This is a genomic window from Streptomyces sp. NPDC005784, assembly GCF_042871525.1.
Lineage (GTDB): Bacteria > Actinomycetota > Actinomycetes > Streptomycetales > Streptomycetaceae > Streptomyces.
Genome location: NZ_JBIAIQ010000029.1, coordinates 98,775 through 113,688, shown reverse-complemented (window position 1 = coordinate 113,688; position 14,914 = coordinate 98,775). Strand labels below are relative to the sequence as shown.

Sequence of the window (14,914 nt, the reverse complement as noted above, 5' to 3'; positions counted from 1 at the left end):
CCGCACACCCTCGAACCCCTGCCCCACACCACCATCAGCCCTCGGCGAGAAATCGGACCTCGGAAACATCGGCCGGTGGATCCGGGCTCAGGGCCCCGGCGTTTGCCCGGCTCGTCCGATCTTGAGCCGGTTGGTGCTGGCGGCGTCCCCCGGAAGCAGACGAACACGGCCCCTGTAGATCATGGAGTTCTCTACGCTTCAAGATCCACGAGGGTGCCGTGTTCGTCCCGCCATCATCTCTCACCGCCGTACCTGCCTCCATGTGCCCCGGCTGGATGCACTGAGTGGGAGCGGTGCGAGACCAAGTCCGCAGTCTGGTCGCCGGGTTCGGGTCGATTACCGATCCCCGCGAGGATGTCTCCGGCCTGCCGCGTCGGGATCATCGTGGCGATCATGAACCGGGAGAATCCCAGCGCCATCACCAGCACCGGCAGCACCCGCTCCTGCCCTGCGGCGACCTGGATCTTCGTCTCGGGGAACCAGAGGTCGCACTGGGTGATCTGGCCGGGTTCGTAGGTCACGCGGTCGACCGGGTCGATGCCGACGGACTCCGGCCGGATCACCGCGAGCCGCTTGCGCAGCGGCGGCATCGAGTGCGGCCAGCCGATCCGTTCGGCTATCACCGGCGCCGGCGTCCGGGGCCACTCGTTCAACAGGGCCCGGATCTGCGACTCGAACGCATCCGCCACCGACCCGCGCGGAGCCCGTTCGTACTTCGGCGGCCGGTCCGAGTGACAAATCCGGTAGTGATCACTGAGCAGGTGACGTGCCAGTCAGGGGATCTGGTGATCGTTTCAGGATCCTTTGCTGCGATGCCCATGCCCTACGGCTCGAAAGCGGCACTCTACCGCCGGGAACGGCCGCCTTCGGGCTCGTACGGCACGGCTCGGCGGGCCACCGGTAGCATCCTCGGCGTGCCGCCAGGGGAGGCGGAGGAGAGAAGGAGCTGGTCCAGTGAGTGATCTGCATGTGGTGGGGGTCCACGGAATCCGCCAGCGCGACACCAACGCCCTCAAGCTGGCCGAGGACTGGAACCTGGCCCTGGCGGAGGGCATCTCCCTGCACTGCGGTCCCACGTCCTCCATACCGTCGGTCACCACCCCGTATTACGGCGACGTCTTCCCCAAGGGGCGCTTCCAACTCGGCGACGACGCCCCGTCCGAGGGGTTGGCCGAAAGCGACGAGGAGGAGCTGGCTCTGCTGGCGCAGGCCTTGGAGGCTCACACGCCACCCGTGCCGGGAGAGCGGTCGGCGGTCGGCACTTTGGGCGCCCCTCCGCCTGTCTCGCCCCGCATCACGGCGGCACTCGCGCGTATCGACCGCAGATGCGGCCCTGGAGTGGGGAAGGCGCTGCTCAGCAGGGTCAGTGAGGTGTACGGCTACTTCAGTACCAGACCCAAATACGACGGAATGGCGGACACCGTCCGCGACCGCGTGCGTGAGGCGGTGGAACAGAGCGGGGCCACCCTGATCATCGCCCACTCCCTGGGCAGCGTCATCGTGTACGACATGTTCCGACGCGGCCGGTTTCCCTCGGGTGCCGATGGCGGCGTGAGCATGCTCATCACCTGTGGATCGCCCCTGGCCTGGCTTCCGTTGCGGCGCGAACTCGGAGTACGCGTATCTGACGAGCTTCAACTGCCGCCTGGCGTCCGCTGGTTGAACGTCTTCGACCCGAGCGATCCCGTCACCGCCGGGGTGGGACTCTCCGTAATCGCACCAGGTGTGACCGACGTTGCCGTGGACAACGACGACGACCCGCACGCAGCCGGCCGCTACCTGGAACAGCAGCCCGTGGCAGCTGCCGTCCACAGCCACATGACGCGCAGCCCCCTGCACCCCAGGACCTGACGCGGCCAGCCGCCTTCGCCCGCGCAAGGCGTTCCCGGCGCGCCGCCGAACAGGGATGATTCCAGGGCGACTTCGTCGATATCCGATTCGCGGAACCGTATCGAGACGTGGCTTGCCCCCTACGCTCCCCGTACGTTCGCCGATGGGTGTGGCTCTCTTCCGGGGAAGCTCTGAGCTGGGAGAACGCTGGTTGATGGTGTGGGCGGGGTAGGTGTCCTTCTACTGTGGCGGGTGAAGTAGGGGGCGTCGATGGTGTCGTTGATCGAGGAGTTGGAGGCGCGGGAGGCGGCGGCGCGTGTCCGGGTGGAGGAACTCGAAGCGGGGATCGCCGAGTTGACGTCCCGGCTGGCGGGTGAGCGGGAGGCGTGGTCGCGGCTGCGGGTGGCGCGCGAGACGGTGACCGAGGTGCTCGCCGAGTTGGCCGGGCAGGACGTGGCTGAGCCGGTGACACTGCAGGAGCCGGTGGAACCCGAGGTGCGGGTGGTGGGGGCGATCATGGTGCCGCACTGGCGGGAAGGTCTCACGGCGGATGTCCTGCCGGATGTGTACCGGGACATTGTGGAGGTGATCGCACCTGCATCGGGGCCGATGCAGGCGAAGCAGATCGTGCCCCGGATCGGGCTGCCCGTGGTGACCGGGAAAATCGAGGGGACGCGGGGGAAACTGAAACGGCTGGTGCAGCGGGGCTGGCTGGTAGAGGACCAGCCCGGACGGTTCGCGCCGGCCCGCCCGGTGCCCGGGCGGGGAATCGGCGAATTCGCGGAACGATAAAGGCTCTTCTCTCTAACTTCGGAGGTACCACACCAAACCGAAGCCGCAGAAAGAAGAGCCGTATGGAACCGTACGACGCCTTCGATGCCATCGATCCGTTCGCCGCCGCGGCAAGGGCCTTCGACTGCCTGAAAGGCGCGTTGGCCGGCCCGGAGTCGGCCGGCCTGTCCCATCACGAACTTGAGGACCTTGTCGGGCTTCAAGGCCGTGAACTGCTGCGGCTGCTGTTCCAAGGACACCTCGATCTGCGAGAACGCCGAGAGCGGGAACAGATGCGGCAGACAAAGGAAACGGTGATCCGCGGTGCGGACGGGCTCGTCCGCCCGCACCGTGAGATGGGGCACTCCCGCCTGCTGGCCTGCGTGTTCGGCACGGTCACCATCACGCGGACAGCATGGTGGGGCAAGGGCCAGACCAGCGTGCACCCGGCCGACGCGGAACTCTCCCTGCCCCACGGCCGTTTTGAGATCGTGGATCATGGTGTGAGTCCGAGGATGGCGAATGGTCTGGCCGTGTTTCGGGTGGCCCATCGGGTGGCTTCCGCGATGTCTGTTCGTCCGTGCAGGCGGAGGGCGCCGATGGCCAGGTTGAGCGCCTCGTCGGTCTCGGCGCCACCCGCTTGCGCCGCGACGAGCCGGCGCCTCCTACCAGCGCGGGCTACATCGTGATGGCCGATCCGGAGGGAAACGGGTTCTGTTTGGACTCAGATGGGGAACTGCACCCCGGTGAGGTCTTCGGAGACGGTCCACAGCCGCTGCTGGACGGCTGCCTCGTACGACTGCGGGCTGGAGGTGACCAGCCGGGGGTGACCCTTGACCTCGTTGCGTCCGCCGGGGCCGTAGTACTGGCCGCCGAGCGCGGCGGGGTCGGTGGCGGCGCGCAGGGTCGGCAGCGCGCCCATGGCCGGCGTCTGGGTGATCAGCGGCGCGAGCCAGGTGAGCGGAAGCCGGAGGGCCGCGGGGGTGTTGCGGGCGAGCTCGGTGCTGGACATGCCGGGGTGTGCGGCCACCGCGACGGTGGTGCCGTGCGTGGCGAGCCGGCGCTGCAGCTCGTACGTGAACATCAGGTTGGCCAGCTTGGACTGACCGTAGGCGGCGGCCCGGCTGTACGACCGCTCCCACTGCAGGTCGTCGAAGTGGATCGCGGCCCGGATGCGGTGGCCGGTGCTGCTGACCGTCACCACGCGTGAGCCGGGCACCGGCAGCATCAGGTCAAGCAGCAACCCGGTGAGCGCGAAGTGGCCGAGGTGGTTGGTGCCGAACTGCATCTCGAAGCCGTCGGCGGTGGTCTGCTTCGGGGTGTACATCACGCCGGCGTTGTTGATCAGCAGGTCGATCCGGTCGAGCCGGGACCGCAGCGCCGCCGCCGCGGTCCGGACGGAGTCGAGCGAGGTCAGGTCCAGCGCCTGCACGGTCACGTCGCCGGTCATGCGGGCCGCGGCCTGCTCGCCCTTCTCGACGTTGCGCACGGCGAGCACCACGGACGCCCCGCGCTCGGCGAGCGCCTTGGCGGTCTCGTACCCCAGTCCGGTGTTGGCCCCGGTCACTACGGCCACCCGCCCGCGCTGGTCCGGAATGTTCGCCGTCGTCCACTTGTCGCTCATGTCAGGCTCCCAAATAACTAACGTACCGAAGGTATCTTGTGCCGGTGACGTTAAAGTACTTTCGGTACGTTGTCAACGTACCGCAGGTACCTAAGTTAGGCTGGTGATCGTGACTTTCCAGCGGGCGCGAACCGAAGAGCAGCGGGAGATCCGCCGACGGGCGATCCTCGACATGGCGTCGGCGATGCTCGACGAGATGCCTGTGGCCGCGGTCACCCTGAACGAGCTCAGCCGCCGGGTAGGCCTGGCGAAGCCGAACGTGCTGCGCTACTTCGAGTCTCGCGAGGCGGTGCTGCTAGAATTGCTGGACCACTTCCTGCAGGAGTGGCTGACGGAACTGGCAGGGGAGTTGGCCGCCGGCATCGACGAAAATCTACCCATGGCCGAGCGAGCGGCAGCGGTGGCCGAGATCCTCAGCCGCTCACTCTCCGGCCGAGTGGTGCTGTGCGACCTCTTCGGCGCACAGGGCAGCGTCCTGGAACACAACGTCTCCGTCGAGGTCGTAGCACGCTACAAGCGCGCCTCCCTGGACCGCCTGACAACCATGACCGTCCTGCTCCAGAAGTACCTCCCGGAACTGGGCGAGAACGCAACACTGTTCAGCCTGCAGACCATGGTCATGGCCGGCGCGCTGTCGGCGTACAGCACACCCCCGCCCAGTCTGCAGGCGGCCTACCAGGCCGAGCCCGACCTGGCCCGCTTCCACTTGGAGCTGAAGGACTACTTGAAGCAGGCTCTGACCGCAACCCTCCTGGGCGTGCTACCCCGCCGCTGACCTGCGTTGCACTGGACAGGCCAAAACCTCTGCACTTCTCTCGCTCGGACGGTGGACGGGCCGGGGTGCCCAAGCTCGGGCCGCTGGCCCTGACCACTTCGGACTCCGCGTCAACGCTCTTCCTCGGGCCCGGCGGCGGCTGAGCCGTCACGCCGGCGACGGCGGCAGCGCCCGGCGGACCTGGTCGACCGAGGTGTGCAGAGCCGCGGCGAGCGCGGCCGTCTCGGGCACGCTCGCCGCCCGCTTACCCTGCTCGACGGCGGCGTAGAGGCTGCGGCTGATGCCCAGCGCGGCAGCGACGTCGTCCTGGGTCAAGCCCCAGTCGCGCGCGCAGCGTGACCGGTGTTCCGGGCGCCAGCAGCTGCAGCACGTCGACGCCGAGCACGGCCGCCAGCGCCTGCACCGCCTTCGCCCGCGGCCTGGTCCGGCCGGACTCGTAGCAGGACACCTGCACCACCAGCGTGCGGATCTGCCGGACGGCGTCGAGGACCGACGCCCGTCACCATGCTGGCCCAGCAGCGCCTGCACGAGCTGAGCACGATGTGCGAGATCGCGCGGGTGCGGCACGCGCTGTGCGACGTCGGTCGGTCAGCACGACCCCACGCGCACCGTCGGCACGCCGCGCGGCCACACCGCTCAGCCTTGCACGCGAAGCCGGACGTCACCGGCAGAGCCCGACCTCGGCTCCGAGCCGGGTGTGCCGGGTGGGTCCGGAACTGAGGTTCAGGCACGGATTCCGTGAAGGTGACCAAGAGTTGGTTACGGTCTGTGGTCGGCCGTAGTCTTGCTCGGAGGCTGTGCTGGGTGGACCTCTGTGCGCGAGAATGCTCGGCATGACGACTTGAAGAGCACCGGCCGGGCGACAGCATTGGGGAAAGGTCGGGAGCTGGGACACGATTCCCGACGGCGATCGACGCGTCTGCGCCGACTGTCGAACTCCCGTCTGTTCGTACCAGTATCGCTTCCATCTACCCGAGTCCTCGATGTTCGAGCAGTGCGTCGGACTCGCCTGGTGTTCCACTTGCCGGATCTACTCGGGCAACATGGTGTACGTCCCGCGGAAGCGAGTCCTGGTCGACCTCCTTGCATCCCTTCCTCCTGAGCAGCGAGAACGGCTTCTGCGTTCGGAGACGCGACTGATCGAGTTCCTGGACCGCCAGGCCCGAGGCGCCAGAAGTTAGGGTCGGCGGCTGGCCGCGATCAGGAGAAGCCGCTTGCGCAGTAGCGGAAGTTTCGCTCTGCCGAACATGCTGCGCTTGAGGGCTTTCAGGTCGTTGACGCGGCCTTCGACGGGGCCGGAGGACCATTCGGTGCTCATGCCGAAGACGATGGCGTCGAGGTCGGTGATCAGCCCGGCGGCGAAGGAGGCCAGGCCGCACTGCCGATCGGCGCAGACATCGGCGATCCATCCGCGCAGCCGTTCTCCTTCACGGTGGTCATGACGGTGGCGAACGTCCGGACGTGGGTGGTGGCGGCTGTGAGTTCGGGCGAGCGGGCCAGCAGTGTCTTGAGCCGCAGTTGGTCGTCGTCGCGTAGGTGGTCGGGGTGGCTCATGATCCAGCGGGTGGCTTCGCGGGGTGAGGGTGGCCGGGCCATCGGCGGACGGTTGGCTGCGGGCCGATGCCCGGGACGCAGCGGATGGACGTAGTCGCGCAGGGTGCTGTAGGCGCAGCGGGCCCCACGTTCTTGCAGCTCGCGGTGGAGGATCGACAGGTTCGTGCAGCCCTCGGCGATCCGTTGTTCGAGGTAGGGCCGGTAGCGGTCGAGTTTGCTGGTCCGGTCTTGCCACTGGCCGTGCAGCATCGCCTCCGGGCTGGCGGCGCGAGCGTACTTGCGCACCGTGTTGCGGCCCAGCCCGAGCCGGCGAGCGACTTCGGGCAGGCTCAGTCCCTGCTCGACCTGGCCCCGGACCGCGGCGTGGGTATCGCGGAGCCGGTCGAGGAACTTCCCAGCCGGGTAGGGCTCGGATGGCTCCTGGCCGACGGAGGTCGGCACAGGTTCGGGTTCGGGTTCCGGCTTGACGAGGTCGCGGAGGAGAACGCGGTGGTGGGAGACCAGGCGTTCGACGGCTTCGCCGAGGTTGTGCCAGACATGCCATTTATCTGCGCAGTGCTGGGCCTGCGGGGCGCCGGTGCGGGCACCTTCGGCGAAGAACGCCGCGCGGTCGCGGCAGACAATCTCGACGCCGGGGTGCTCGCGCAGCCATGCGGCCAGGGTCCCGGCCTCGCGGTCGGGCAGCAGGTCCAGGGGCTGGTGGGTCTCGCAGTCGATCAAGATCGTGCCGTACCGGCGGCCCTTCCTGGTCGCGAACTCGTCCACTCCCAGCATCCGCGGCACCGCCCAGGCCGGCTCCGGCAGCGCCATCACAACGCGCAGCACGGTCATCCGACTGACCACTATGCCCAGCACCAGACCCAGCCGGACCACGGCGCGAGCGGCCAGGACGACACCAAGAGCACCGACGATCCGCTGCAGCACCGGCGTTCGCCGACCGTAGCGGCTGGTTAGCCCCTCGACCTGCTCGGCGAAGGTCACCCTCTCGCAGCCGCGGTTGTCGCAGAACAGCCGGCGCACCGACAACTCGATGAGCACCGGCCGGGCGCCGACCGGCGCATCAGCGATCCGGCGTCCATAGCGGCTGTGTACCCGTGTCGACGCCACCCCGCACCCCGGACAGACGGACGCCGTCTCGTCCTTTGCGCTCGCCGCGATCCGCAGCACGCCGCTGTCCACCACCACGCGTTCCACCAGCACCGTCACCAGATGCGGGAACACCAACTCCAGCAAGGTCTCACACGACCAAAGAATGACGCCCAGGATGACGGAGCGTCACCGGCGCACGGCAGCACGATCACCTTCACGGAATCCGTGCCTGAACCAGGCTAGCCGACGCCGACACCTGGATCCGGGCTGACCCGGCAGATACTGCGGCCCTCCTCCAATAGACCAACTGCTCATGGCTGACGAGGGCGTTGGGGTGTTCGGGTCCGTGGATGTGGGGAGGAGTTCGGCGCGAGCCGCTCCAGCAGCCACGCCTCCCGCCCACCCTGGGGCGTGGTTCTCGCCGTGGTCCTGGCCGGTCTTCTCGTGGCACTCGCGCAGCAGCCGACCCAGTACACGCCCTGCCCCCCGCCCTCCAGCCCGCCCTTGTGTCTGAGACGCCATTTCGGCCTGATCTTGCGGCAGTCCGGGACGGTGAGGGCTTCGTTTGTTGAGCACATGGTTTCGGCTGATCTGTGGGAGTTGTCCGAGCCGGTGGTGCCGTCGGCCCTGGTACGCCCACCCGTTTGACGGATCAGCCGTATGAGGTGTCCTCTCCGCAATAGCCGGCGGAAGCGGACTCGATGTTGAGGGCGCGGGAGAGCGCCCTCAACCAGGCAGCGCTAATTCAGGATCTGTCGAACGTCTGCGCAGGCATTCGGGGCGGGTGGCAGCAAGCCCGCGAATCCGGCCGATCTGTACGCGCTTTGTTGCCACCTACCAGCGTCTGAGCTGCTGACGGACGTAGGTGCGGCTACATCAGTAGGAGGTGCGTTCACAGGAGGGGGCATGTGGTGCTGACGATCAACGTGGCGGTACTCCTGGCAGTGATCATCGTTGTGCGGCTGCGGCGTCGCACTGAGGCACGGAAGCGGTCGGATGAGCAGCTGACCGTGCTCATCGTGTTGGTGTTCGGGGTGCTGGTCGCTCCGACCGCTTTCGGGCACGGTGTGATCGACGTGGTCGGGCAGGTGACTGAGGGGATCACCCAGTCAGGCCACTGAGGTTCCGCCCGGCTGGAATGCCCTGGCGCCGTGGGTGATGCGCAGTCCTGCTTGGGGCCATTGGGTGCTTGTGGGTGTCGTTCGGGTCTTGGGGGGAGGACTGCCGGAGAGCGATGACATTCGCTGGCGGTGTCTGCTCGCTTCCCGTCTGACGGGCATCCGGCGAGAAAGTTCAGCCGCTGTTCCCGCCTGGCGGGATGTGGGGCTGATCGATCTTTCCTTGCAGGTCAGGATCGTGTGGCGTGGTCTTATGACAGTGGATATCGCGTTGATCAGAGCCGGTCAGATGTACCGCTACTACCTGCGTCAGGTGGTCGTCGGTGACGGCCGCAGCCCGGCCCGCACGCCGCTGCGCGAGGCCCAGGAGGAGGCCGGTGTCCCGGCCGGGCGATGGATGGGCCGCGGCCTGGCCGTGCTCGGTCTGGCGGCGGGGGAGGAGGTCACCGAGCAGCTGCGGAACCTGTTCGGCGAGCGGGGCCGGCACCCGTACGCGGAGCGGATCGAGACCGAAGCGCTGGCCGCGGGGAAGTCCCCGAAGGAGGCGTTGAGGGCCGGCGCTCTCGGACGCCGGGTGACGGTCACCGGCTTCGATCTCGTCTTCCGGCCGCAGCCGACGGTCTACCTGTTGTGGGCGCTGGGTGATGAGGAGACCCGCAGGGTGATCGAGGCCGCGCACGAGCGCGCGATCGAGCGGGTGCTGGAGTGGGTGCTGGAGTGGATCGAAGACGAGGTGGCGGTGATCCGGTACGGCAAGGACGCGGCATCTACCGCGTCCGGCCGGCGGGCGGCCTGGTCGCCGCACGCTTCCGCCACTACGAAGCACGCTCGGGCCTACCACTCCTGCACGACCACCTGATGCTGTCCGTGAAGGGGCAGCGCCTGGACGGGAAATGGGGGTCGATCCACTCCGAGGCCCTGTTCGAGAACACGGTCGCCGCATCCGCGCTCTACAACGAGACCGTGGCCGCTGAGGTCTGTGAGGAGCTGGGGCTGGCGACTGGCTTTGTCAGTTGGTTCTGACTCCAGCAGTAGGCGAGTTCTGACTCCAGTGGTCCGGGCCGACCTTTGGTGTCGATGAGATTCGACGCCACTGGAGCTCTTGCGCTGGGAGACGCGGAGTGCGTCAGACAGGCCCATCTCCCGCTGGCATCGGTGACCTGGGAGGATCGCGCGGTGACCAACGCGACCGAGACTTCCCGCCAAACCCTGCTTCGCCGGGGCTTTCTCCTGGAGTGCGCGACGCTGGGCTGGAACGTGGTCGGCATCGTGGTGCTTGCCATCGCCGCCGTCTCGGCGCGCTCGGTGGCCCTGGCAGGATTCGGTCTGGACTCCCTGATCGAGATCGGCGCCTCGACCGTGGTGATCTGGGAGCTGTCGGGTACCGGCGCAGACCGGCAGCGCAGGGCTATGCGCCTGATCGGCGCCGCGTTCGCCGGGCTCGCCCTCTACCTGCTGGTGCAGTCGACCTGGGCCCTGGCTGCGGGCTTCCACGCCCACCACAGCCCCCTCGGGATCGCCTGGACAGCCGTTACCGCCGCGGTGATGTTCTCCCTGGCCTGGGGCAAGGCCCGCACCGGCACCGCATTGGACAACCCGGTCCTGAAGACCGAGGGGCGGATCACCTTTATCGACGGCCTGCTGGCCGCCACCGTCCTGCTCGGCCTCGCACTGAACACGTTCGGCGGCCTTTGGTGGGCCGATCCGCTGGCCGGCTACGTCATCGTCTACTACGCCGCGCGTGAGGTACGGGACATCTTCTCCGAGGCTCACTGACTGGCGCCGCCTTTCCGGGGTGGAGTCACTTCTCACCTACATCCATGCACGGCCCCGGGCTCCAGGTGGAGTCAGGATTGACCTACAAGTGGAGTCGGACTTCACCTACGAAGCCACCCGGAAACGTTCCCCTCGATGTACCGCCACGTGTGGAGCGGCTCGCGCACCGCATGGGCGGGAACCCCGCTGCGGTCTTCGCCGCCGACTGGACGCTGGTGAGCTGGAACGCGATGTGGGCCGCCACGATCGGCGAGCCCGGCACGTACGGCTGGGCGGGGCGCAATCTCGTCGCCGGGATGTTCCGGTCGGTCGGCGGCCGCAGACCCGATTCCATAGCGGCACGACGTCGCCCTTCCCCGTTATCTTCTTCGCGGTCCTGCAAGAGGGCCGCTGGCCTCCGGGCCCGGTATGACTGTGTCCCCCTGTCCACGATGACCTGGGGGGTGGTGTCGCCGGGCCCGAGGGGTGCCGATGGAGACGCTGATAAGAGGTCCGGCCATCGCCCGGTCCGGCGCGACGCCGGACAGCTCACGGGCGGCAGCTCTGCGGAAGGCCGGACGCCGCCGCCTCGTCGAAGCAATCCGGCCCAAGGCCCCACGCATGGCAGCCCGGTTGATCGACGAGGTCTTCGACGCCCTGGACGAGCAGAGCGTTGTCGTCCCCGGCACGGGCACCCTCGACATCGTCGTGCCGTCCCTGGCCCGCTCACTCACAGCCGTCCACGAACAGCGCCGAGCTCTGGAAACCCAGATCAACACCCTGCTGGAGGAGCACCCTCTTTCGCAGGTCCTGACGTCAATGCCTGGGGTCGCAGTCAGGACCGCCGCTGTCCTGCTGGTCACCGTCGGCGACGGCACCAGCTTCCCCAGCGCCGCCCATCTCGCCTCCTACGCCGGCCTCGCCCCGACGACAAAGTCGTCAGGGACATCGATCCATGGCGAACACGCTCCCCGCGGCGGCAACCGGCAGCTGAAGAGAGCGATGTTCCTGTCCGCGTTCGCGGCCCTGCACGACCCCGCCTCCCGCACCTACTACGACCGATGTCGCGCCAGAGGAAAGACCCACACGCAGGCTCTCCTCCGGCTCGCCCGCCACCGCATCAGCGTGCTGTTCGCCATGCTCCGCGACGGCACCTTCTACGAAGCCCGACCCCCTCGCCTCGCTTGACGAAGGACATAGAGGCACCCCCCCACAGTCGCGTCATGGCGCGGGCACGCCCGCCCGCGTGGATCGTGATGGGGGGCTTCGTCAACTCGGCTGCCGACACCGGCGCTCAGTTGCTGGTCCGGCTCAACCCCAGGCGGCGCCCCGCAGTGCTTGCCACCCTGCCCCGACGGATGACCGCGTGTGCCTTCGGGGCCCGGCAGCCGTTGCAATGGGCCCGGTCTGTCCGTGTTTCTCCGCCGTCCGTAACGGCGCATCAACTCCCTTGTCACAGCGGTGTCTTGGTGCAGTTCGTACCGCAACGCATCACCCGGCACAGACCTCCTATGAAACAACCGTGGCCGCTCAGCCGGAGCGAGCGGCCGATACGACACCGCTTCCCAGGAGTACCGATGCGCGTCAAGAAGATGCCCGCCCTCGCCCTCATCGTCGCTGCTGCCGGCCTCTCGCTGACCGCGTGCGGCAGCAGCGACGGATCGAGCGCTTCCGCCAACACCAGCGCGTCCACCGCCGCGAGCAGCTCCACCGGCGCGAGCAGTTCCACCACCGGCGGCAGCTCCACCGGCGGCCAGGTCTCGACCTCAGGTTCCTCCTCGTCCGGCTCCACCGGCTCCACCAGCTCCAGCAAGGGCAGCGGAACCGCCGCCCAGGCGCAGTCCTCGACGTCGGGTTCCATGTGCAAGACCGACCATCTCGCCCTCAGCACCACCGCCAGCGGGACCGAGGGCGAGATAGTCGTCAACCTGAAGAACACCGGTTCCAAGAAGTGCAGCATGCACGGCTTCCCGGGCGTCCAACTCGTGGGCCCCGATGGACTGGGCGACACCGGGCCCGACGCCGCCCGCACCGACGCCACGGCGTCCACCGTCACCATCGGGCCCGGCGAGGAGACCCGCTTCCTGCTGCACTACAGCCCGGACACCAGCGGCTCCGGCAAGACCTACACCCGGCTCTCCGTCACCCCGCCGAACGAGAAGGTCTCGGAGATCGTGAACCTCAATGATCTGACCATCACCGTCGCCGCCGCCAGCGGCCACGTTCCGGACGTCTCCGTCGACCCCGTCGGCTACCACGTCGGCTCCGGCAAGTAAGGCCGGCAGCCACGCCCCCCGGCCGACTCTTCCCGGTGCAAAGGCTCAAAGTACGAAGACGGTGTTGTTCGGCCCGGGAACGTGGTGGCAGACGACGGCGCATGGTTCGGTGAGCCCGCTGTCACGGGTGTCGGCGTCGTGCAACGTACGAAGCAGGACGTCGGCTGCGGCCATCCACGGCGCCTTCGCCCCCCGACAGCGCTGAGCAGACCCTCGCCCACATGACCGCCCACCACTGACACCCGGCGTTGCCACTTAACCGAACGCAGCCAGGGAGACCGGCTGCCACTGGCGCCAGGTACTCAGACGCTCCTCGTAGAGAGCGGCGACGTCGGTGAAGGACTTGCCGAGGAAGATCCTCAGTGGGGGGCGCTCCGCATCGACGATCCGAAGAATCGCGTCGCGGGTCGCGCGCGGGTCGCCCACCTCGAAATCCTGCGCGGTGGCCGCGTGGACTTCGGTGTAGTCCGGGTGCCGCTCACTGTGCCGTGCCCCGCGAGCCAGCCAGTCGGTGGCATAGGGACCGGGCTCGACGTTGGTGATGTGGATGCCAAAGGCTGCCACTTCTTGCGCCAGAGACTCCGACAGTCCCTCAAGAGCCCATTTGGAGGCGTGGTACGCACCGATGCCAGGGAATGCACGTACGCCTCCCTCGCTGGTCACTTGCAGGATCCTTCCCGAGCGTTGCGACCGCATGAAGGGCAGCACGGCCTGCGTGACCCACATCGCGCCGAAGAAGTTGGTCTCCATCTGCGCCCGGAGGTCGTCCTCGTTCAACTCCTCGACCATGCCGAAATGCCCGTAGCCGGCGTTGTTGACCGCGATATCCAGCGAACCGAAATGTGAGTGGGCGAGCTGCACCGCCTCATGCACCGCGCCGCGGTCGGTGACGTTGAGTCGGACCGGCAAGACCGCGTCCCCGTACCGCTCGACCAGAGGCGTCAGCCGATTGAGGTCCCGAGCCGTCGCCGCGACGTGATCGCCGCGTTCGAGCGCCGCTTCTGCCCACTCGCGGCCGAACCCCCTCGAACTGCCCGTGATGAACCACGTCTTCGCCATGACCGGTGCTCCCTGTACGTGAATTGCTTGCTGTTGCTCCTCCATCGTGCTGCCGATATAGGTATTCCACCAGCGAAGGTCTCACATAGGAGACATGCGGTTTCGGAATGTGTCAGGATGACGGCATGGCCGACTTCACCCTCACCGGTCTCCGCGTCATCCAGGCAGTGGTCGACACCGGATCGTTCACCGCCGCGGCCGACGCACTCGGATACACGCAGTCAGCGGTGTCCCGTCAGGTGGCGGCGATGGAAGCCGCCGCGGGCGCACCGCTGTTCGTCCGGGGCGCCCGCGGGGTGGCCCCCTCTCCCGCGGGGATGATGTTCGCCCGCCGCGCCGCGACCGCCCTCAACGAGATCGACGCCGTCAGCACAGACCTCGCCGGACTGCAGGACCATGTCACTGGACGAGTCGCCATCGCGGCGTTCCCCTCGGCCGCCGCCGTGCTCGTCCCCAGGACACTGGCCCGCCTGGGAAACGACCACCCGGGTTTGATCGTCGACTTCGGCGAGGCGTCCTCGCCCACGCAGCTTCGTCAACTCCGCGCTCACCGCATCGACGTCGCAGTGATCGGCGTGGGAGCGGACCTGCCCGCCTACGATTTCGAGGGACTGAGCCGCGACCTGCTCCTCGACGGCGGCCTTCTGCTGGCCGTCCCTGCCGACCACCGGTTCGCCGGCCGTGGAACCATCCCGGTGACCGAGCTGAGGGACGAACCCTGGATCGTCGGCAAGGGCCTCCGTGACGACCCCCAGTTCGGCGCCTGGCCGACCCTCGACCACCCGCGGATCGCCTACGCCGCCCGCGAATGGCCCACTCGCCTCGGCCTTGTCGCCACCGGTCTCGGCATCGCCGTACTCCCCGAAGTAGCCGCGGCTGCGGTCCCCACCGGAGTCCGCATCGTCCAGGTCGACGACCCCGCCTGGCTCGGCCGAGCCATCGTCGCCGTCACGGTCCGCGACCGCTCTCCCGAGGTGACGGCCACCGTGGGGGCGCTGCGCCACGAGGCCGCACAGCTTCGTGTGGCGCCATGACGCCGCCGCCGTTGATTGGACACTCCCGT

14 protein-coding genes and 5 pseudogenes are annotated in these 14,914 nt (G+C 68.1%); 12 read left to right on the top strand and 7 right to left on the bottom strand.

The annotated features are described in order from the left end of the window. Nucleotides 1–341: 341 nt before the first annotated feature. Nucleotides 342–731 (bottom strand): annotated as a pseudogene (locus tag ACFYR3_RS33630) (IS21 family transposase); the annotation flags it as partial. A 223-nt stretch (nucleotides 732–954) separates the two neighbouring features. On the opposite strand from ACFYR3_RS33630, the gene ACFYR3_RS33625 reads away from it, so the two are divergent. The 3 genes and pseudogenes from ACFYR3_RS33625 to ACFYR3_RS33615 all read left to right on the top strand — a co-directional run. Next, complete coding sequence (locus tag ACFYR3_RS33625) at nucleotides 955–1,851, top strand: hypothetical protein (protein WP_389285718.1); 897 nt, start codon at nucleotides 955–957, stop codon at nucleotides 1,849–1,851. Nucleotides 1,852–2,100: 249 nt separating this feature from the next. Then, nucleotides 2,101–2,622: a hypothetical protein gene (locus ACFYR3_RS33620; RefSeq protein WP_389285716.1), complete on the top strand. Its 522-nt coding sequence runs from the start codon at nucleotides 2,101–2,103 to the stop codon at nucleotides 2,620–2,622. Nucleotides 2,623–3,181: 559 nt separating this feature from the next. Continuing rightward, nucleotides 3,182–3,265 (top strand): annotated as a pseudogene (locus tag ACFYR3_RS33615) (hypothetical protein); the annotation flags it as partial. A gap of 60 nt (nucleotides 3,266–3,325) precedes the next feature. On the opposite strand, the gene ACFYR3_RS33610 reads toward ACFYR3_RS33615, so the two are convergent. Further along, entirely contained in the window at nucleotides 3,326–4,225 is a 900-nt protein-coding gene (locus ACFYR3_RS33610; RefSeq protein ID WP_389285714.1) for an SDR family NAD(P)-dependent oxidoreductase, read from the bottom strand. A gap of 109 nt (nucleotides 4,226–4,334) precedes the next feature. On the opposite strand from ACFYR3_RS33610, the gene ACFYR3_RS33605 reads away from it, so the two are divergent. Further along, entirely contained in the window at nucleotides 4,335–5,000 is a 666-nt protein-coding gene (locus tag ACFYR3_RS33605; protein WP_389285712.1) for a TetR/AcrR family transcriptional regulator, read from the top strand. Nucleotides 5,001–5,147: 147 nt separating this feature from the next. Here ACFYR3_RS33605 and ACFYR3_RS33600 read toward each other — a convergent pair. The 3 genes and pseudogenes from ACFYR3_RS33600 to ACFYR3_RS33590 all read right to left on the bottom strand — a co-directional run. Beyond that, a pseudogene (locus ACFYR3_RS33600) lies at nucleotides 5,148–5,378 on the bottom strand (helix-turn-helix transcriptional regulator); the annotation flags it as partial. Between the two features lie 799 nt (nucleotides 5,379–6,177). Next, the gene (locus tag ACFYR3_RS33595) at nucleotides 6,178–6,318 is read right to left on the bottom strand and encodes a hypothetical protein (RefSeq protein ID WP_389285710.1); all 141 of its coding nucleotides are present in this window, start codon (nucleotides 6,316–6,318) and stop codon (nucleotides 6,178–6,180) included. 29 nt (nucleotides 6,319–6,347) lie between these two features. Further along, nucleotides 6,348–7,787 carry an ISL3 family transposase gene (locus ACFYR3_RS33590; protein WP_389285708.1) on the bottom strand — a complete coding sequence of 480 codons (1,440 nt, stop codon included), beginning with the start codon at nucleotides 7,785–7,787 and terminating at the stop codon, nucleotides 6,348–6,350. 764 nt (nucleotides 7,788–8,551) lie between these two features. On the opposite strand from ACFYR3_RS33590, the gene ACFYR3_RS33585 reads away from it, so the two are divergent. The 7 genes and pseudogenes from ACFYR3_RS33585 (at nucleotide 8,552) to ACFYR3_RS33555 (ending at nucleotide 12,792) form a co-directional block, all read left to right on the top strand. Beyond that, nucleotides 8,552–8,764, top strand: coding sequence for a hypothetical protein (locus ACFYR3_RS33585; RefSeq protein WP_389285706.1), 213 nt, complete (start codon nucleotides 8,552–8,554; stop codon nucleotides 8,762–8,764). A 250-nt stretch (nucleotides 8,765–9,014) separates the two neighbouring features. After that, nucleotides 9,015–9,620 carry a relaxase domain-containing protein gene (locus tag ACFYR3_RS33580; RefSeq protein WP_389285704.1) on the top strand — a complete coding sequence of 202 codons (606 nt, stop codon included), beginning with the start codon at nucleotides 9,015–9,017 and terminating at the stop codon, nucleotides 9,618–9,620. Continuing rightward, nucleotides 9,527–9,784 (top strand): relaxase domain-containing protein, encoded by a 258-nt coding sequence (locus tag ACFYR3_RS33575; RefSeq protein ID WP_389285726.1) that lies wholly within the window; start codon nucleotides 9,527–9,529, stop codon nucleotides 9,782–9,784. Before ACFYR3_RS33580 ends, ACFYR3_RS33575 begins: the two co-directional genes overlap by 94 nt. Nucleotides 9,785–9,937: 153 nt before the next feature. Next, nucleotides 9,938–10,537, top strand: coding sequence for a cation transporter (locus ACFYR3_RS33570; protein ID WP_389285702.1), 600 nt, complete (start codon nucleotides 9,938–9,940; stop codon nucleotides 10,535–10,537). A gap of 44 nt (nucleotides 10,538–10,581) precedes the next feature. After that, nucleotides 10,582–10,845: pseudogene (locus ACFYR3_RS33565) on the top strand (hypothetical protein); the annotation flags it as partial. 229 nt (nucleotides 10,846–11,074) lie between these two features. After that, nucleotides 11,075–11,704, top strand: a pseudogene (locus ACFYR3_RS33560) (transposase); the annotation flags it as partial. 389 nt (nucleotides 11,705–12,093) lie between these two features. Continuing rightward, nucleotides 12,094–12,792, top strand: a complete 699-nt coding sequence (locus tag ACFYR3_RS33555) for a DUF4232 domain-containing protein (RefSeq protein WP_389285724.1) — start codon at nucleotides 12,094–12,096, stop codon at nucleotides 12,790–12,792. Nucleotides 12,793–12,837: 45 nt separating this feature from the next. Here the strand turns inward: ACFYR3_RS33555 and ACFYR3_RS33550 are convergent, their stop codons facing one another. Next, nucleotides 12,838–12,966: a hypothetical protein gene (locus ACFYR3_RS33550; RefSeq protein ID WP_389285700.1), complete on the bottom strand. Its 129-nt coding sequence runs from the start codon at nucleotides 12,964–12,966 to the stop codon at nucleotides 12,838–12,840. A gap of 81 nt (nucleotides 12,967–13,047) precedes the next feature. Continuing rightward, nucleotides 13,048–13,851 carry an SDR family NAD(P)-dependent oxidoreductase gene (locus tag ACFYR3_RS33545; protein ID WP_389285698.1) on the bottom strand — a complete coding sequence of 268 codons (804 nt, stop codon included), beginning with the start codon at nucleotides 13,849–13,851 and terminating at the stop codon, nucleotides 13,048–13,050. 125 nt (nucleotides 13,852–13,976) lie between these two features. Here ACFYR3_RS33545 and ACFYR3_RS33540 point away from each other — a divergent pair, with 125 nt between their 5' ends. Continuing rightward, nucleotides 13,977–14,885, top strand: a complete 909-nt coding sequence (locus ACFYR3_RS33540) for a LysR family transcriptional regulator (protein ID WP_389285696.1) — start codon at nucleotides 13,977–13,979, stop codon at nucleotides 14,883–14,885. The last annotated feature ends 29 nt before the right edge of the window (nucleotides 14,886–14,914 follow it).